Below are 18,561 nucleotides of genomic sequence, written 5' to 3'. Positions count from 1 at the left end.
TCGATCCATGCCGCGCCATGAGCGAGCCACCTTCACCTGGAGTCACCCTGGCAACCCGATCCACCATCGCCCGCCCCACGGAGACCGGCTTTACCGGGATCTACGTTCACTGGGATGGATATCCCAGCAACCACCTCCCCCTCCTGCTCGCGGCTCATCAGCACCGTTTCGCCGGTGACACCGATGCCCTCGCCGCTCACCTCATCGACTCGCCCGCCGTCGGGTGGAACTCGCTCGGGGAGGACCTCCTCGACGGCGCACCCGACGAAGTCCGCCAGCACGTCGTGGGCCCGCACGGCGGGCCCGGGCCGAGCTCGACCATCGACAACATGTTCACCCTCGACGGCAGCCCCGCAGAGCGGATGACGTGCAACGAGGCCGCGGCCGGACAGGGGTGGCTGCAGTGGGCCTACGTCCTGCACCCGCACGGGATCGAGGTCCTCCCGCTCTCGGAAACCGTCACGGGATCGGTCGTGGCCTGGGATCAGGACCCTATGACCGTCTTCCCCGATGACGTCCGTGCCTGGCTCCCAGGGCGGCGCACGCCGCCGGCGACCACCGTTCGCAAGCCGGCTCCCGTCAGCACCGCTCCCGTCAAATCCGTACGACGGTGACACGCGATAGCGGCAGCAGCTCCTCCCAAGCCACCGCCAGGGACGAAGCACAACCGGAGGCTAATCCGCCGTCGGGGCCTGCAGACCTTCGCCGACAGGCCCGCCTGGAAGCCGGACCGTACCTCGACGGCCTGGAGCTCCCAGATCCGGGCCGCGCGGTCCGGGCCTGGGCTGAGCAGGTCGCACAGGCCCCCTCCGCGGAGGCACTCCACCTCCTTGTGGAAGGCACCACCGGAGCGGACGGCGCGCTGCTCGGCCTGCGCGACCTTCTTCGAGGCGCCGCTACGTGGTGCCGGGAACACGAAGAGCCGGCCCTCGCCCGGCGCTACGCGCACACCAGCGATCTCTTCGATGTCGCAGACCGGCTGCTCTACCAGCTGGGCGTCGACCTGCTCGGTGCCGCACGCGAGGCCCGCACCACCTTCTAGCCGACCCACGCGGCGCCATCGGTCCGCGAGCAGGCGTCGGCTCCCCACGATGAAAGGCCCCTTGAGCCCTTGGAATCTCCGCACCTGCACCTCGGCTGGCATCCCGAGTACGGCTTCGTCGCCGCGTCCACCCCACGTCTGACCGACCATCTACGCGACTGGGCCCTCGAACGTGTCCAGTTTGAACCCGTCCCCGGCACCAACCTGCACCGCCTCACCGAGCCTGGTCAGGACGGCCAGCGCCGGGCGCGTCAGGCCGTGACCGCGATCCGCAGCCTGGGCCTCGTTGTCCAGGCGGACTTCACCCTCGATCCGGAGCTCAGCGCCGACCCGCCGCGGCCCACCCTGCGCCACGGTCTCGCCGAGCGCCAGGCCCGCATCGCCGGCGCAGCCACGGCCCGGTCGCCTCAGCGCGCAGCATCCCTCACCAGCACCGTGGCCCCGACTCCCAGGCCGGCACCCGTCGCCGCACCGACAGGCACCGTCACCGGCACAGCACGAAGTCGATAGCCCTGGAAGCTCCGGGCCCGCCTCGCCCTCGCCCAACACCCCACCGCTTTCCTGCCATCACCGATAGGAGATCCGCCTTGCCCGAGACCCCAGCAGAGCCGTTCATGACGATCCGGCACACCATCACCGGCGAGATCACCACCACTGGCTACAACGCCGCCGCCCGGCGGATCCTGCTCCAGGACGGCTTCGAGGAGGCGCCCGGCTGCGCCTGCCGAGCAACGGAGTCCGGTACGGAGCGGGCGCACGGGCCCGCTGGGCAGCCGGCGAGCTGCTCGTCGCCGACCATCCCCTGCACCTGGACCGAGCCCCCGGTCGACCGGTGAGCTCCGCAGGTACGCCCCGGTTGGCCCGGGCGCCGAGGTCGACACAGTCCGTGATCCGCTCCCAGAGCGGCCGACCTCTCCAGCACATCACCAACCCCGCTCGCACGCCCCCCTGTTGAAAGGAGGCAGCTTTGACCACGCCCGGAACGCCTACGAGTCCAGCGCGCACCAAGGGCGGCGAACTACGGGCCAAGGTGGCCCGACTGCTGGCCGACCGGCCTGCGGATAGGCTCACCATCGGGGACATGGCCCGGCAGCTGGGCCATTCCCACGGCGCCGTCCGCAACGCCGCCCTCACCCTGGTACGACGCGGTGAGGCCGACCAAAGCGGTACCGGGCAACCGGAGTTCCGCGCGAACGCGAAGACCGTCGCAGCCGCGCAGGCCGCTGTGATCAGCCCACCGGGCACCCACTCTCCCCGCGCCCAGGCGGCCACGGCACGCACGACCACTCCCGCGGCGGCCACGCCCAGGCAGACCGGGCCGATCCGCCGCGCGGGGGGCCAGCTCTACCACCCCCGGGAACTGGCCGATCTGCCCGACGTCGAGGCGCTGAATCGCCTGCGCGACGCCGACGTGCCGGTGCTGCTCTACGGCCCTCCGGGCACCGGCAAGACGAGTCTGGTCGAGGCGGCCTTCCCGGACCTGCTCACCGTCGCCGGCGACGGCGACACCACGGTCGGAGACCTGATCGGCGAGTACACGCAAGCCGACGCGGGGGGCTACGTCTTCCAGTACGGTCCGCTGGTCACCGCGATGACCGAGGGCCGCGCCCTACTGATCGACGATGCCACCCTGATCTCCCCGAAGGTCCTGGCGGCGCTGTATCCCGCGATGGACGGCCGCCGACAGATCCAGGTCAAGGCCCACAAGGGCGAGACCATCACGGCCGAGCCCGGCTTCTACGTGGTCGCGGGCCACAACCCCGGCGTTCACGGCTCGGTGTTGACGGAGGCGCTGTCGTCCCGGTTCAGCGTGCAGATCCAGATCGGCACGGACTACGACCTCGCCCGGGCGCTGAAGATCGACGCCCGGATGGTCCGGGTCGCCCGACACCTCGCCCGCCAAGTCGAACTCGGCGAGCTGGGCTGGGCCCCTCAACTGCGTGAGCTGCTCAGCTACCAGAAGACCGAGGCCGTCCTCGGCACCAACGCCGCTCTCGCGAACCTGGTCGGAATCGCTCCACTGGAGGATCGCGACGCCGTCGCCGACGCCGTCATCAAGGCTGTCGGCGTCAAGAAGATCGCGCCCCTCACCCTCGGCAAGCAGCTCCCCGCCTCGGCCCTCCGGCAGCCACCGGGCAGCACCGCCTCCGCACACGGGGGCCGTTCGCGATGAGCGCCCACCAACACGTCCAGTCCACCGCCACCACGCCGGACCACGACGCCGAGATCGCGCGATGGGACGACGACGGCGCCCCGCCCGCGCAACCCCGCACCTCCCCGGACGCGTGGCTGCGCGTGGGAGCCGAACTCGGGGACCGGCTGGTCGCCCTCTCCGGCCGCCAAGATCTCCTCGTCACCTGCCGCCCCGGCACGCGCAGCGGCGCACCGGCTGCATTCTTCCCCACTCTGGGCGAGGTCGAGTTCGATGCCGGCCTGTTCGCCCCGCTCCGGCCCCACGAGATCCATCCGCGGATCGTGGGCGACGAGGAGCGGTATCCCGCCGCCTGGGGAGTGTTCGTCCACGAGGCCGCGCACGCGGCCCACTCCGTCTGGACACCACCTGCCGGAGCGGACCCCCGTGTCGTGGAGGCCGCGTTCCTGCTGGAGGAGAGCCGCGCCGAAGGCGCACACCTGACCAGGCGGCCCACGGACCGCACCTACCTGCGCAGCAGTGCCCGAACCCTGGTCATGCCCGACATCGCCCACCCCACCCTCCAGGGCATCGAGCACGCCGCATCCGTGGCGGCCCTGATCCTCGGCCGCCGCGACGTCGGCATCCTCGACGCCGGCGAGACCCGGGCCGTCGCCGACCTGTGCGAGAAGGTGCTGGGCGCAGACCTGCTGGCCACCCTCACCCGCATCTGGACCGCAGCCCACCAGTGCGCTGACCACGACGCCACGACCATGCTCGCGCACGCCCAGGAATGGTGTGACGCTCTGGACACCGCGGCCCCCGCCCTGCCCGTGCCGGAGAACCTCACCGATCTGCTGTCCGGTGCCGTGGGGGTCGTCATGGACAGCACGGCCGCCACCGACGCCGCCGACCTCGCGGAACAGGCAGCAGCGAACAACGCCATGGCCGCGAAGTCCCAGGCGCAGGCCCAGGACCGCGCCCAGCGGGCCGGCCAGCGGCGCCAAGCAGCCGCCACCGCCAAGTCGGTCTTCAACGCCCGCGGCACCACCGTCAACCCCGACGGCACACCGGCGCCCTACAGCAACCCGGTCACCGGCACGCGCAGGCCCACCGCCGCCGAGCAGAGTGCCGCCTCGCGCCTGAGCCGTGCCCTGCGTGCCGCCGCCTACCGCGAGCGGACCGAGGAGCGGACCACCAGCCCCACCCCGCCCGGCCGCCTCAACATGCGCGCGGCCCTCGCCCGCGACGCTCAGCGCGCGGCCGGGTCGGTCCCCACCGCGGAACCGTTCACCCACACCCGCCGCCGGAACTCCCCCACCCCGCCACTGCGGGTGGGGATCGCGGTGGACGTCTCCGGCTCCATGCGGGCCGCCTGCGCGCCCGTCGCGTCCGCCGCCTGGATCGTGGCACGCGCAGCAGCCTTGACCGACCCCGACTCCCTTACCGCCACCATCGCCTACGACAGGCACCTGACCGCGTTGACCCGGCCCACCCACCGGGCACCGGAGCGCGTGACGACGTTCAATGCCAACGGCGGCGCCCACAACCTCGGCGACGCCATCGACGCACTCGACCACGGCCTCGAACTCAGCCGCCCCGGCGCTGGCCGCCTCCTCGTCATCGTCACGGACGCCCAGTACGGCAGCGACGAAACCACTCAAGCCGTCACCCGCATCAGACAGCTCACGACCGCCGGCTGCGCCGTGCTCCAGCTCACCCTCACCGCGAATTCCCAGCACCTGCCGGGGACCACCTTGCTGCACCTGCCCAAGCCCTCCAGCGCTCCCGCCGCCATCGCTGCGGCGGCCACAGACGCCATCCGCAGGACACGCTGAGACGACGCAGAAGGCGTGAGCGTCCCCACGACCACCGCCAGGCATTCGAGACCACCTCCGTCCGCCGCATGAATCGTGCACCTGATGCACGACCCTCCGCAGCGACACATGCCACCACCTCAACCGCCAACGAAGGGCACTCGATTTGAAGCCCCAGACCAGCAGCCCGACCTCGAACGTAACGCCCATCAAACGGAATTCCCCGGGGGTTGCGACCCGTTGGAATATCGATCACCCCTGCGGCCACCAGGTCGAGCACGATCTCTCAAACCGCCCTGCCGACAAACGCGCCGGTCTCGCCCGATGGCTCGGCACGAAGGACTGCACAGCCTGCTGGAAGGCCACTCGCGACGGCGACACCGAAAGCCGGGAAGCCTGGCTCGCCGGGAAGCGCGCCGAGGAGCAAGCAGCCGCCGACGAGTGGGCTGCCAAGTTCTCGATGCCCCCGCTGGAAGGGCCCGAGCGGGCTCTGGCGTGGGGTGAGCGCAGCCGACATCAGCTGGTCACCGCCGCGTACGAGGGTCTGGTGGTCGAAGGGTCCTGGGACGAATCCGAGTGGGCCACGCTGGAGGAAGCCGTCCGCGGCATCCGCCGGGCAGGCTGGTGGATCGACCAGCGCGACGCCGAGGGGAGCGACCTCCCCGAGCTCGTCGAAGCCGCCTCCGACACCGACCGCGGCAACGAGAACCCCCACCTGTAGCCGCTTCTATCGCACATTCCGCGAATTCGATAATCCGGGATTCTCCGCACCATTGAAGTAATCCCCACCGCCGCCCCGGCACCCATTCGCGGAAGGACCCGTCCATGCCCGAAGCTGTTCCCCGCCCGCCCTACGCCACGCCCCAGGACGCGCTCACTCCCAACCGCGACATCACCCACGGCCACTTCGCCCCCGGCGACCGAGTCGTCATCATCCACGGCGTGGCGGGGGACAGCCTCTACGGAGACGCCGTCACCGTCGTAGCCCCGTCCTGGCACACCCCCACCGACGAGGACGGCTGGCGGCTGCGCAACCCGCTCGGCGGCCAGCACACCTTCGTCACCGGCCACCCGCGCTACCTCATCCACCTGGACCGGCACTGCCCGGACTGCCTGATCCACATGCGCGCCCTGGAGGAACTCCTCCTGCCCCGCCTCTCCTCAGCAGACGAGAACACCGAGATCGACTGCGGGTGGTACAGCCTGACCGCACTCGACCAGCTCGTCCACGTCGCCGACGCCAAGCAGGGCCTGTGATCCCCCGCGTACGGCCCCGGCTCTTTCACGTCGAGGACGTCTTCGAGGATGCCCTCGGCCGGCCGGTACTCCACGTCGACGAGCTCACCGACTTCACCGTCGTGGCCCACGGGCCGGCCTTCACCCAGCGGCCGGTGCTGGAGGAGAACGCCCGCATGTGGAGTGCCGAGGACTGGGTCGAGCACCTCGAAGAACCCTTCCACGAGCACCCCTTCACCACCAGCCCGGGGGGTGACCGGCACGCCGTCCTGCATCTGGAAGTCCGGCTCCACCCGCTTGACCACCCACAGCATCCAGCTGCGTGGGAGCACATCGCCGAGCGGCTGGCCCAGGCCTCGGGAATCACCGCTCCCGCAGACACCCCAGGATCCCGCTGGGTGGCCTTCCTCGGAGAATCGGGAACCCTGCACATCGTCGCCAACCTCATCCGCGCCGACGGATCGTGGACCGACGTGCCGCACACCCTCGCGCGGACCCTCCTTGCCGAGGCACGACGTCTCGAACGCGACTTCGACCTCCACTCACCTGCGACTGACGGCGCACCTCACGAACCACCCCTCCACCTCGGAGGGGACACCGACCAGCTGCTCGCAGAGCTGGCCGATCCCGACCGGGGGCTGCTGGCCAGAGCCACCCGAGTCAGCGCCCGCACCTCCGAGGCCCTGTCCTATCGCTTCGGGCACACCAACGACATCAGCACCCGGATCGCGGCCGTCGTCACCCACCTGCGAGCACTGAACGCCGAGGTCACCACCATCGCCACCCTGGCCGGCCCTTCCTGGACCCGTCCGCCCCAACCTCACATTCCCCGCGTACCGCCCGCTCCCACCCAGTCGAGCATTCCCGGCCCGCGGGGACGCTGACCCAACTGGAGCCACCCATAGCCCTGTCCGACCGCGTCGTACACATATCCCGCGATCCGCACTCCGCCGAAGTCATCGCCCGCGGCGGGGACGAGGAAGCCGAAGCAATACTGCAGCGCGCGAAGTTCATCAACGTGGCCCGCACCCATGACCGCTATCACCGCCTGCCGTACGGCCTCGACGACGAAGAGCAGCTTCACCTCTCCCAACGAGCGGTCGCACTGCTGAAGGCCGCCGGGTACGCCGTGCAGCACGATCCCGATTTCGCCTCACACCAGGTGGCGTTCCACGACCTGACGCTCGGCGGGCAGGTCGCGAACCTCGCTCAGAGAATCCGGGACGCCGAGCACAGCGAGGACGCCACGGCAGCTCTGACCGAGCTTGTGGCTCCCGCAGACGGTGTCCTGCCAGCCACGGTCGAGGTCCTCGAAGCAGCGGCCGAGTTCTTCGCCGGCCTCGGCGCAGACGCCGACCCCCATCACGCCGCACGGATCCGCAGCCTCGCGGAGAAGATCGCGGTGGTCACCAGCGAGATCTCCGCGTATCGCAACGCTCTCGCTGACCGGCACACCGCGCACCCGCTCCGTCCGGCCTGCATCGGAGTCGAGAGCACCGAGCGTGAAGCCTCCGTCGTCTGCTCCTGTCCACCACCACCTCCCCCGGCTCCCGCAGTACGACGCGGACGCTGACCTCCCCCACCACGCACAAGGTTCCCCATGCCCTCGCCCCGCCGGCGCGATGCCCTCGCCGCCTTCGCCGTCTCCCTCGCCGCCCGCCTGCCAGGCCCGACCTGGACCAGCACGTACACCCGCCACGCCACGTATCCCGATCAGATCCCGACGACCAACTCGCTGTGGGACATCGGTGCCATCAGATACGCGGCCTCCAACTTCGTCCTTGGCCACCAGGCGGTCCTCAGCCGTGCCGACGGAGCCCGCTTGCTGGTCTTCGACCGGCCCATGCGGCCCCGCCAGTTCATGATCGGCGCCTTGGAACCGGATGCCGCTCCGGACGCCTTCCACAAGGTGGAGGAGCCCAACGGCATTACCGTCCCCGCAGACCCGGCCCGCGCGGCCTCACAGGTCAGCCGGCGACTCATGCCCCGGTACGAGGCAGCCCTGCAGCAGGTCAGGCGAAACACGGAGCACCCCATCCCCCGCCGTCCGGTGCCGCCCCTCCTCACCGGGCGGGTCAGCATGGCTTGGTATCCCGACGGAGCCGTGGGCGCGGTATCAGGAGCGGAGGGCGCCGCCGACGTCCTGTACGGATCCGGCTTCCAGTTCCATCCGTACGACCAGATGTTCGTGCTACCGGCCGCGTACGGCGACCGCGAGCAGATCACCCGCATCCACCTCGCCTCGCAGCGCCTGGACCGTCTGGGCATCGGTGTCGTTGTCCGTCCCCTGCTCACCTCCAACCCGGCACGGCCAGCCGCCCTCGGCCCTGGCATCCCAGTCCGGAGCCGTTGACCTCAACCCCACAGACCCATCCTGAGAGAGGACAGCCCTTCTGAACCACGCTGACGAATTCGGCACCGACCTTGAGATCTACCGGCACTACTCCGATAAGGCCGTCTACGCCGACACCCGCACGGGAGCCCCCGAGCGCCTGCTGAAGCTGCTGGATGCCCAGGGCTTCGAGCGGAACATCCTGCCGCCCCTCTACGTGTGGCACCGACTCCCCGACATCATCAGCCTTGAAGAGGAACGGCAGCACGCGACCCGCGCCATGGCCGCCGGGACGAAGGCCGGCTACCGGGTCGACATCGCCCCCGAACTCTTCGACGAGGCGACCTACTCCGAGGCCATGACCGCCCGGAATAGCCCAGTGCCGCATCCGCCACGAAGCCTCCCTGCGCCGGGCGCCGCCCCACGCCGGCGTTCCTGACGTCGCTGGAGACCCGATCACCTCAACACCCAGCCCCGTCCTGCCTCCTCCGATCTCCGTCCGGCGCAGACCCCGGCTCGCCTTCCTCCTCATCCGCCGCTACCTGAAGGACTGCGCCTTCGGCAGCGACCACCGCCCCACCCCGAGACCGGCGAAGTCCCCCTTCGGCGCAGGCGGCGGGAGCAGCCACCGCGCCCCGCGATGCAGTCCCGGGCAGCACCCCGTACACCCCGATGCCTGAAAGGAGGCCGCTTGTTCAACGTCACCGCGCAGGACCTCAACGACGTCCGTGCCACCCTCGCCGCCCTGGCTGCACAACTGGACGGAGGACTACCCGCCGAGGACGCCGCAGCACTGCTGGCACCCGTCTTCGAGATTGACGACGGGCTGCTCTACCAAGTCAGCAATGTCCTGGGAGCGGTCAGCCGGATGGCCAAGCGATCCCACGACGCCGGCGTCGAAGACGCTGACATCTGGCGAGACCTCGCCAACTCCCGCGACGCAGTGTTCCGCCAAGCGGAGAAGCTCCTCGGCACCGAAGCCGAGATCGCCCAATGGCCGGCCTGCGAACCCGCTCCGGCCAAGACCGCCACCGCCTTGCCGCCGCCCCCGCCGGCCCTGCTGACTGGGCGGGGCCGATGAGCCGGCAGTGGAAGGGGTGGGGACCCGGGGCCGAGCTCCCTGAGCAGCACTACCTCATCGAGCCCCGCCACCTGGCCGGCGGCGGCGACATCCGGCACGTCACCGAATACCTCCGTGCCAGCGGATGGGCCGACAGGACGCCCCGCGCCGGTACTCCGGTCGTCTTCGACAGCCCGGACCAGTCCGTCCGGATCGGGTACAACGTCGCCGCCACGCCCCCGGGCTGGACGGTCTCCGGTCGAGCCACCCCGGAACAGGACGCCTGGCATGTGACCCTCACCGCGTACGTTCCCGTCGAGATCATCGCGGGGTTCACCGACGCGCTGACGCAGCCCCGCCCGGCGCACGCCCCGAACGTGTGGGCGCCGTTGGAGGAGCAGAACTGGGCGACCGCCCGCGGGAAGCACTTCACCGCGACCAGCCCGGACGGCGACGCCTGGATCCAGTTCCACCAGAACGGGCCGGGCAAGGCGCACTGGTGGGCCGGCGCCCGAACCGAACACGGACGGGCCTGGGACGCGGTGTTCTCCCAGACCACCCCGATGCATCTGGTCCAGGAGTTCGCCACCGCCCTCGCCGACCCCCAGCCCGTGATGCGGCCACGAGGCCACGTACCGGCCACCGACAGGATCCGCACCACCTCGGTGTCCGTCCTGCCCTCCCATCTCGCCGCCTGGAAGCAGGCGCGCGTCACCGCCGCCCGCTCCGCGACCTGGGCCAGGAACGCGTGGGCCGCCCGCCAGCCGCGCAAGGCCGCACCCCGCGCCCACACCTCCCGGAGCGGTGCCGCAGCCGGCCGCCGTTAACCACCTCACCACAGGACGCACATGCCCGACAGCACCACCGACATCACGCCCGAGCAGCTCCAGGAGGCCGCGAACACACTCCTGAAGCTCACCGCACATCTGCGATCGGGCCCCGCCCCCGAACAGGCCCTGGACCTGGCTGCCGTCCTCCTCGACGAGGACCACGGAGTCCTCGTCCGCCTCTCCGAAGCCCTCCGCGCGACCTCCCGCTACCTGGTCCAGCAGGCACCCGTCCCATGGAGCCCGCAGGTCGAACACACCGTCCAGTGGCTCACCCTTGCGGCTAACGACATCCAGGACTGGACCATCCTTCACTTCGACGTCAGCCGGCTACGCAAGACTCCCTTCCGGGGCCAGAGCATCCCGTGAACGAGGACCTGCGAGCCTTCATCGAAGACAAGAAGGGCAAGTTCCACTGCGAGGTCAGCCCCCGCCACCTGGCCGGTGCGGGGGACCCCCGGCACATCACGCACAGCCTGCGCGCGGCGGGCTGGAAGCACGATGGTGACCGCGGTCTCCCGCAGGTCTCCCTGACGAGCCCCGACCGCTCACTGGGTCTCGTCCTCGACCCCTTCTCACCACACCAAGCGTGGTCGGTGGGCAGCGCCCTGATGTTCGTGCCCGACTACTGGCACGCCGGGTTCACCCGCAACACCCCGGTCGAGATCATCGCGGGACTGACCGACTCCCTCATCCGACCAGCCCCCGCCCACGCTCCACCAGACCTGTGGGAGACGCTGGCTGCCGCCGGATGGAACGCCAGCGACGGTCGCCACGGGCGCGAGGCCTCAGCACCCGGCCAGGGACTGAAGATCCAACAGTTCGGGTCGGACAGCCGGGGCGACGACCGCTTCTGGTGGAGGATCCAGGCCGTCGAGGAGACCTACGGCGGCGGGGTCGACACGGTCTGGTCTGCCGCCCTCGACCAAACCACCCCTACGCACGTCATGGCCAGCCTGATCGACGAGCTCGCCAACCCGGCTGCCCTGCTCCGAGGTTCACACGACCAAGGCGCCCACTACCGAGCGACTGAGGGCGCCGTCTTCGCCGCCGGGCCCAAGATCGTGGAAGCCCACAGCGCACGCCTGGACGCGGCGCGCTCCGGAGCCCGAGCGCTCGCCCGAGCGGCCAAGCTGCCATCCGCCCGTCCACACTCGCCCGCTCCGGCCGCACCTGCCGCGGCGACGGGCCGCAGCCGGTAGCTGATCCCGGAGGGTGGCTCGGCACCCCGTACCCGCCCTCCGGGAACCCCACTCCCCTGCCGTTCGAAGGACACCCCTCCCCTTGGCCTTGTCCCCCACCGATCTCCACCGGCTACGCCTCCAGCAACTGGCCGTGTACGTACGCGACAGTCGCGCCCACCTCGAACCAGCACGGGACAACCCCCGCGACGGAACCGAAGAACCACCGATCGCGAGTACCGCAGCGCACGCGGCCACGTGGCGGGCGTTCCGGAAGATCTCCTACAGCACCGGGCAGCTGGTCACTGTCGCCGAGATCCAGGCCACGCGGCTGCCAGCGGATGTCCTGCCTGCTTCCTGGGCCGACGTCTGCGCGGGCCTGCGCGACGCAGCCCGCCGCCTGGAGGAACTCCAGGCCCAGTGGCTGGTGGACCGCGAGGAGATCCTCGCCCGCGACACCGATACGCGGGCCGAGTGCGAGGCGGTCCTGCAACGCCGCAACCATGCCGCCTGGCCGTACCTGTCTCTCTGGTCCCGCAATGCAGAAACGATCCTCCAGCTCGACGTTCTCGCGCGCGGTCTCACCACTCCCCTGGCCCGCATTCCCGGGCTGCCGCCACTTCCCAGCCGCCGTGCCGCGCCTCCGAACCGTCCCTGAACCAACGCTCCTAGGACCTCCGCTTGCCGCCCAACCGACCCGACTCCTCCAACGACTTCACCGACCTGGCCTTCAAGGTGCTGCTCGGCGCCCTGGCCGTGGCCATCCCCTGGGCCAACCTCGCCTGGCTGGGCGCCAACAGCACCACCTGGCTGGCCAGTGCAGGCGCTTGGGCCCCGTACGACCCGGCCAACGCTCTCCTCCACCCGGAACGGCTGTGGCCCACCACCGGCAGCACCGCCCTGGTGATCGGCCGCCTCATCGTCCCCGGGGTCCTCCTGGCCACGATCGCACTCGTCGCACTCAGCCTGTGGAAGAAGCGCGCCGGCGGGGGGACGAAGAAGAAGGTCGTGGGGATGGCCAAGGCCCGCGACATCGAACCACTGCTGGCCAAGTCCCTCAACGGCAAGGCCCGATCACTGCGCCCCAGCCTGAAGGAGGTCAAGAACCTCGCACCCAAGGACACCGGGATCCTCCTCGGCAACATCGCCGGGAGCCGTACCGAGGTCCGGATGAACTTCGAAGACGTGGCCGTCGCGATCATGGCACCCCGGTCGGGCAAGACGACCACCCTCGCCATCCCCATGATCCTGTCCGCCCCCGGCCCGGTCCTCCTGACCTCGAACAAGGCCGCTGGCGACGCCTACACCTGTTGCCTCGACGCCCGCGGCGCGGTGGGCCGGACCTGGTCGATGGACCCGCAGCAGATCGCCCACGCGGAGCGGGCCATGTGGTGGAATCCGCTCGCCGACGCCGACAGCCTCGAAGGGGCCGGCCGCCTCGCCGGCCACTTCCTGACCGCCGCCGTCGATGCCAGCCAGCAGGGCGACTTCTGGTCCAAGGCCGCCAGCAACGTCCTCTCGCAGCTCTTCCTCGCAGCCGCACTCGACGAGCGCCCCATCACCGACGTCATGAGCTGGCTCGCGTTCCCCGCCGACCGCACCCCGCTCGACCTGTTGCGCGACCACGGCTTCACCGCCGTCGCCTCCCAGCTCAAGGGAACCGTGGAAGGGCCGCCGGAGACACGGGACGGCATCTTCGAAACCAGCAGGCAGTACGCCGCGTGCCTCCTCAACGCGGACATCGCGAAGTGGGTCACCCCGCAGAAGGACGCGGACGAGTTCAAGCCCCGCGACTTCGTGACCAGCACCGACACCTTGTTCCTCCTGAGCAAGGACGGCGGCGGCGGCGCCTCTGCCCTCATCGCGGCCTGCGCGGACTCCGTCATGCGCACCGCGACGGCCCAGGCCGAGCGCGCCGGCGGGCGCCTCGACCCACCCATGATCTGCGTCCTCGACGAGGCCGCAAACGTGTGCAAAATCTCGGACTTGCCCGACCTGTACTCCCACCTCGGCAGCCGCGGCATCATCCCGATCACGATCCTGCAGTCCTACAGGCAGGGGCAGCGCGTCTGGGGTGACGCCGGCATGGACGCCATGTGGAGTGCCTCCACCATCAAGGTCATCGGCAGCGGCATCGACGACCCCGACTTCGCCGACAAGCTCAGCAGGATGATCGGTGACCACGACGTCGAGACCTCCTCCACCTCGACCTCCGACTCCGGGAAGTCCACCTCCGTCTCCATGCGGCAGGAACGGATCCTGCCGGCCGATGCCATCCGAGCCCTCCCCAAGGGGTCCGGACTCCTCTTCGCCACCGGTATGCGCCCCGCGATGCTCGACATGCGTCCCTGGTACCTGGAGCCCGGCGCCGACGAGCTGTCCGCCGCCTCCGCCCGAGCTTCGAAGGCCATCACCGCCCGAGCCATCGCCAAGCACACGCCCCAGCAAAGCGACTACGGCCCCGCCGCGTAATCACTGCCCCCAAAGAGCTCTCTTGGCCTCATCGAGCACCAGTCGGCCCTCGCGGCAAGATCCGCATCCTTCAGCGCACCCACCCGCTGATCCTCATCGCCGAAGGACCTCGCCCTATGCGGAACATCTCCGTTCCGATCCACGTCGAGCACTCTCACACCGCCGACCACCAGAAGTCCCGCCTAGCCGATACGCCCTCGGCCGTCGACATCGCGAAGGCTCTCGCGAGCCGGATCTCCACGACCTCACCGCCCCCGCCCCACCTCGTGACCGTCAGCTTCGGACTCGTGCGCGGTGCCGAGTCGCGCTACCAATTCCGGTCCTGCGGCGGATCCGCACTCGGCGTCGCCAACGCACTGCACGCCGAGCTGTACGGGCTCCCGGTCGAACAAAGCGTGCTTCCCACCGCGTTGGACGAGCTGCTCCAGGCAACTGGGCACGACGACGACCAAGCGGCCGTGCTCTCCCAGGTAGCCGCGCAGATGGAGATCGCCGCCGTACTCATCGAGCGAGCCCGGCATGCCGCGCATTGGAGGCAGCTACCGGAGGCCCTGTCGGCCCAACTCGCCGCCAGTCAGGCCCTCGCCACCCAGATGGCCACCGGTCTGGCTGGCCTGGCTCCCGGCTTTGCCCAGGCCGGCACGCATTCCGCTGCCACCCCTATTTCTGCCGTCCCCGTACCCGCGGTCACCGCGGTTGGAGCAGTCCGACGCCGCTGAGCCCCGCAAACCGTCCGTCTCGTCCGCCACTGCGTACACACGAACCCGTTCTCCCGAAGGAGCAGTCATCACCGCCCCCGTCCCGGTCAAGGCCTTTTCGGACCTCACCGTGAGCGAGTACCTCAAGCTCTGTGACGACGTCAACGATCCCCTCTACGACCTGGATCAGTTCAGTCACCGATTCTCTGCCCTGCGCGATGGTGCGCGTCGGCTGACCTACCAACTGGGCGATGAGGCACGGGCGAAGACCGCTGCCTTCGCCGGCGCGGCCGAGCTCCTGGCGGAGGAAACCGGCGCCGTTCTTGCGGCACTCGGCGAACATGCGTCCCTGCCCAACCGCGACGGCCAGGGTGGTTTCCTCGACCGTGCCGCTCAGCTCCGCCACACCTGCCGCGCAGCACACCACGCCTTCGCTGAAGCGTCCCATGCCAGTCACACCACGGGCCCCGAGACCGCCCGGGCGGAGGCGGAGTACCTGGTCGCATGGCACATCGCAACGGGCTCCAACCTCCTCGATCGCGCCGCCACCGACAGCACGAACCTCGCCGAGGACATCTCCTGGCGCCTGGACGTGGCTGATCAGAAGCTCGCCCTGCGAGATGCCGCTCGTGCCGGAAGAGACCGTGGAGCCGCCGTCGGCACGACCGCCGCAAAGGCACCCGGCAAGCCCACACCGCGCACCCGGTAGCGCCCGCCCAGCATCCCCGATCTGCACCCAGCCCCGCACCGCTTGGGCTCCAGCGCACTCACCTCCCCTAGGACCCTTCTTCTTGGACAACACCTCATCCGAGGCATCGCGCACGATCACGCGGCTTCGCTCGCTGTCCGCCGACTTCGGCGCCCTTGGTGAACTCCTCTCTGGAGAACGCCCCGTCGCCGGGTACAGCTCCCTGCCCAAGCTCACCTCCTGGTACGCCACGGCCCAGGGTCAGTCCGCCGCAGCCCTCACGCTGCTCCTGACATCCGCCGAGCAGGCGTACGCGCACACCACGGTCTCCGGTCACCACGCGGTGGGGTCCCTCGGACAGCTCGTCAAGATCTCCTCCGACATCACCGCTCACGTCATGGCCGCGGTCGCGGTGGCGGCCGAGTACCACCGTGTCGACGGCCTGCCGGACCCGCCCAACGGCCAGATGACCAGTCGGCCGTCCGTCCGCCGCAGCGTCCTCGACGAGCACCTGGACCGCGCCGTCGAGCTGATCCGGCCTGCCCGTGCCGCCTGCCACAACGCCGCCACGTTCACCGAGACCGCGGCCCTGCGCGAAGCGAGCCGTCCTCCCGCCCCCGCCGAGCCCGCGGAGCCGGGGCGCAGCCCCTTCTACATTCCGCAGCACCCTTCCGATTCCGCCTCGGTCACGCTGACCGCCATCCAGCACCGGGCCCTGCACCTCATCCACACGAGCACCGTCAAGTACAGCCGGTGGCCCCGCAAGCGGCCCGTCGTGGACAGCGGTTCCCCGGAGCGCATCACCGCCCGGTCCGTAGATGCCCTCGAGGACAAGCGGCTGGTGGCGAGGGACTTCAGAACCGGACTGCACGCGGGTCAGCGTCTCCACCTCACCTCGGACGGGCTCCAGGTTCTCCGCCGCCTCGGCCCGGCTCCGGAGCCGGCTGTTCCCGCCCGCCCCACCACCCGGGCCCCGCCCCTGTCCGCTGACGCAGCCTCCTCCCGGTGGCCCAAGTGCTTCCGGGAGGGGGCCCTGAGAAGGCCCCACCCTCATGACCGACGACGCACTGTTCTCCCTGCCTGGCCTGCCCTCATCCCCCGCACCGAAGACTCGGGGCCGTCCCGGGCCGCCATCGGCTCCACCCTCACCTGACCCTCCGCCTCCCGCAACGCCGCTCACACTGGGCCCACCCAGCCCTGATGTACCACCCGCGCCGCAGACCCCGGTGCCGGCCGTTGCCGATCCGCCCTCGCCGGTCTTGCGGCTGCTCGCTCTCGCCGACCAGTTCACCCAGTTCAACGACCAGCTCGCCCGTCTCCAGCCGGCCTACGCCGCCGCTCAGGGCCACTCCTCGGCGAACAGCCTGGTGAGCGCGTGCCGGGAGGCCGTCCAGGCCATCGTCGAACAGCCCATGTATGCGGGCGTGGCCCTGACCGAAGCAACGGTCCGGATCAAGCAGCTGGCCGTTCTGACCGGACAGGCGGTCCGGCACCTCGCCGATGCCAAGGCACTCCTCGCCGCCGCTCCTCCACCATCGGACACGCCCACCAGGAGCGGCGACATTGCGCGTCGGATCGAACTGGCGCGCGAGTTGACGCTCCTGGCGCCAGTCGCAGCCGTGGAGTCCGCGAGCACCCTCGCCGCAGAGTTCCAACGCCGCCGAGCCGCGACGGCCACCGGGGCCGACGCGTTGGCCCCTTCCCAGCGGACCGCCCTGCACGCCACGGCCCGAGGACACGTCGTCATCGCCCGGCACCAGGGACGCGAGGCCGTCCACAGCCGCGGCAACTCCGTGCACATCGACACCCTGCGCGCTCTCGAACAAGCCGGGCTCGTCGCCGTCGAGCCCGGGTCCGCACCGCCCGCCTTCGGCGCAGGCCCCCCGCGCGACCGGGTCCGCCTCACCCTCACCGGAGCGATGGCCCTGACGGCCGCCCTCGGCCGCAGCCCTCGCATCCAGGCCCTCACAGCCCCGACGGCCCGTCCCGCCCACACCACGACCGCCGTGCCGGCAAAGGGCCGCTGAACGCCGCACTCCCCGCCGTACACCCACAAGGGGTACGGCATCACCCACCAGGAGCCTCCATCCCCACCACCCCCGGATCGACAGCCACACGGACAGTCGAGCAAATCAACAGCCTCTCCGAGGAGTTCACGGTCCTGCACGCGAGCCTCCGCGTACACCGCGCCTTCACTGGCGACCCGTCTATCCCGCAGCTGGCCGCCGCCCACCGCACGGCCCAGGGGCTCGCGGTCACAGCTCTGGGCCTCCTCCAGGGCCTGGCCGAGGAGCCCTACACCCGCAGCACCGACGGACAGGAAGCCTTGGCCGACCTCGGTCGACTCGCCAAAGCCGCCGCCGAGGCCACCGTGTCCATCATCAGCGCGGCGTCCCTGGCGGCGGAGGCCCACCAGAACGGCCTTGACTCCCTGCCGTCCTGGAAGACAGCCCTTCTGCGAAAGCACCTGGACACCGCTGTTGCGACGGTCCAGCACACCGTGGGTATCTGCCGGTCCGCCGTCACCTTCACCCTGAGAGCGGCCACGCACGTCAAGGCCGAGGGCAGGCCGGCCGACGCTGAAGCCGCCGCTGCGGGGCGGACCGCCTCGGGCGCGCCGGCCGTGGCCTTACTCCCGGCCCAGCAGCATGCGCTGCGCACCATCCACGAGGCTGCGGTGACGCTCTCACAGGTTCCGCGCGAGCATCGTGCCGCCGAAGAGTCCGGTCCCGAATCCGTGGCCGGTCGGTGGCCGTCGCGATCCCGCAGCAGTGCGGCACTCCCGGGAGCGGGATCGGTCTGCTCCCGGGAAGCATCACGCCCGAGGCCATCGACCAGCTCGTGGAGCTGGGCCTGGTCAGGCGCGACACCCGGACCAGCCTGTTCGTAGGCCAGCGCCTCCACACCACCCCGGCGGGCCGCCGCACCCTCGACCGCCTCGGACCCCCGCCCGTTCCGCGGCTCCCTCCCCCCGCCGGCCAGCAGCCGCCCCCACATCCGCTGACCCGGACTGCCTCCCCCGTGCTCTCCATCCATCTTGCGCCGTGATCGCCTGCGGCGCCCGCACCACCCTGGAT

General features: G+C 70.6%; 22 protein-coding genes. All 22 read left to right on the top strand.

What is annotated here, in order from left to right:
• Nucleotides 1-17: 17 nt before the first annotated feature.
• Nucleotides 18-614, top strand: coding sequence for a hypothetical protein (locus OG904_RS29875; RefSeq protein ID WP_405496231.1), 597 nt, complete (start codon nt 18-20; stop codon nt 612-614).
• A gap of 218 nt (nt 615-832) precedes the next feature.
• Nucleotides 833-1,042 (top strand): hypothetical protein, encoded by a 210-nt coding sequence (locus OG904_RS29870; RefSeq protein ID WP_405496229.1) that lies wholly within the window; start codon nt 833-835, stop codon nt 1,040-1,042.
• A gap of 69 nt (nt 1,043-1,111) precedes the next feature.
• Nucleotides 1,112-1,552 (top strand): hypothetical protein, encoded by a 441-nt coding sequence (locus OG904_RS29865; RefSeq protein ID WP_405496227.1) that lies wholly within the window; start codon nt 1,112-1,114, stop codon nt 1,550-1,552.
• Nucleotides 1,553-1,656: 104 nt separating this feature from the next.
• Entirely contained in the window at nt 1,657-1,878 is a 222-nt protein-coding gene (locus OG904_RS29860) for a hypothetical protein (protein WP_328303529.1), read from the top strand.
• A gap of 194 nt (nt 1,879-2,072) precedes the next feature.
• Entirely contained in the window at nt 2,073-3,215 is a 1,143-nt protein-coding gene (locus OG904_RS29855; RefSeq protein WP_405498355.1) for an AAA family ATPase, read from the top strand.
• Complete coding sequence (locus tag OG904_RS29850; protein ID WP_405496225.1) at nt 3,212-5,011, top strand: hypothetical protein; 1,800 nt, start codon at nt 3,212-3,214, stop codon at nt 5,009-5,011. Before OG904_RS29855 ends, OG904_RS29850 begins: the two co-directional genes overlap by 4 nt.
• Before the next feature lie 226 nt (nt 5,012-5,237).
• Complete coding sequence (locus OG904_RS29845; protein ID WP_328303533.1) at nt 5,238-5,711, top strand: hypothetical protein; 474 nt, start codon at nt 5,238-5,240, stop codon at nt 5,709-5,711.
• A 104-nt stretch (nt 5,712-5,815) separates the two neighbouring features.
• Nucleotides 5,816-6,247: a hypothetical protein gene (locus OG904_RS29840; protein WP_267039834.1), complete on the top strand. Its 432-nt coding sequence runs from the start codon at nt 5,816-5,818 to the stop codon at nt 6,245-6,247.
• Complete coding sequence (locus tag OG904_RS29835; RefSeq protein ID WP_405496223.1) at nt 6,244-7,110, top strand: hypothetical protein; 867 nt, start codon at nt 6,244-6,246, stop codon at nt 7,108-7,110. Before OG904_RS29840 ends, OG904_RS29835 begins: the two co-directional genes overlap by 4 nt.
• 134 nt (nt 7,111-7,244) lie before the next feature.
• Nucleotides 7,245-7,799 carry a hypothetical protein gene (locus OG904_RS29830; RefSeq protein ID WP_405496221.1) on the top strand — a complete coding sequence of 185 codons (555 nt, stop codon included), beginning with the start codon at nt 7,245-7,247 and terminating at the stop codon, nt 7,797-7,799.
• A 27-nt stretch (nt 7,800-7,826) separates the two neighbouring features.
• Nucleotides 7,827-8,579, top strand: coding sequence for a hypothetical protein (locus OG904_RS29825; RefSeq protein ID WP_405496219.1), 753 nt, complete (start codon nt 7,827-7,829; stop codon nt 8,577-8,579).
• A gap of 670 nt (nt 8,580-9,249) precedes the next feature.
• The gene (locus OG904_RS29820) at nt 9,250-9,639 is read left to right on the top strand and encodes a hypothetical protein (protein ID WP_328297278.1); all 390 of its coding nucleotides are present in this window, start codon (nt 9,250-9,252) and stop codon (nt 9,637-9,639) included.
• Complete coding sequence (locus OG904_RS29815; protein ID WP_328297279.1) at nt 9,636-10,445, top strand: DUF317 domain-containing protein; 810 nt, start codon at nt 9,636-9,638, stop codon at nt 10,443-10,445. Before OG904_RS29820 ends, OG904_RS29815 begins: the two co-directional genes overlap by 4 nt.
• A 21-nt stretch (nt 10,446-10,466) precedes the next feature.
• Nucleotides 10,467-10,814: a hypothetical protein gene (locus OG904_RS29810; protein WP_327251020.1), complete on the top strand. Its 348-nt coding sequence runs from the start codon at nt 10,467-10,469 to the stop codon at nt 10,812-10,814.
• The gene (locus OG904_RS29805; protein WP_405496216.1) at nt 10,811-11,647 is read left to right on the top strand and encodes a DUF317 domain-containing protein; all 837 of its coding nucleotides are present in this window, start codon (nt 10,811-10,813) and stop codon (nt 11,645-11,647) included. Before OG904_RS29810 ends, OG904_RS29805 begins: the two co-directional genes overlap by 4 nt.
• Nucleotides 11,648-11,729: 82 nt before the next feature.
• A complete protein-coding gene (locus OG904_RS29800) occupies nt 11,730-12,284 on the top strand; it encodes a hypothetical protein (protein WP_405496214.1) in 555 nt (184 codons plus the stop codon).
• A 23-nt stretch (nt 12,285-12,307) separates the two neighbouring features.
• A complete protein-coding gene (locus OG904_RS29795) occupies nt 12,308-14,098 on the top strand; it encodes a type IV secretory system conjugative DNA transfer family protein (RefSeq protein WP_405496212.1) in 1,791 nt (596 codons plus the stop codon).
• A gap of 116 nt (nt 14,099-14,214) precedes the next feature.
• Complete coding sequence (locus OG904_RS29790; RefSeq protein ID WP_405496210.1) at nt 14,215-14,817, top strand: hypothetical protein; 603 nt, start codon at nt 14,215-14,217, stop codon at nt 14,815-14,817.
• Nucleotides 14,818-14,926: 109 nt separating this feature from the next.
• A complete protein-coding gene (locus OG904_RS29785; RefSeq protein WP_328297284.1) occupies nt 14,927-15,505 on the top strand; it encodes a hypothetical protein in 579 nt (192 codons plus the stop codon).
• A gap of 82 nt (nt 15,506-15,587) precedes the next feature.
• Complete coding sequence (locus OG904_RS29780) at nt 15,588-16,637, top strand: hypothetical protein (RefSeq protein WP_405496208.1); 1,050 nt, start codon at nt 15,588-15,590, stop codon at nt 16,635-16,637.
• Between the two features lie 106 nt (nt 16,638-16,743).
• Nucleotides 16,744-17,511: a hypothetical protein gene (locus OG904_RS29775; protein ID WP_405496206.1), complete on the top strand. Its 768-nt coding sequence runs from the start codon at nt 16,744-16,746 to the stop codon at nt 17,509-17,511.
• 721 nt (nt 17,512-18,232) lie between these two features.
• Nucleotides 18,233-18,532, top strand: a complete 300-nt coding sequence (locus OG904_RS29770; RefSeq protein ID WP_405496204.1) for a hypothetical protein — start codon at nt 18,233-18,235, stop codon at nt 18,530-18,532.
• Nucleotides 18,533-18,561: the final 29 nt, after the last annotated feature.

The sequence above is a fragment of the Streptomyces sp. NBC_00096 genome, from assembly GCF_045041305.1.
In the GTDB taxonomy this organism is placed as follows: domain Bacteria; phylum Actinomycetota; class Actinomycetes; order Streptomycetales; family Streptomycetaceae; genus Streptomyces.
Note: the sequence above shows the minus strand (reverse complement) of the source record. Positions and strands in the feature narration are given on the sequence as shown.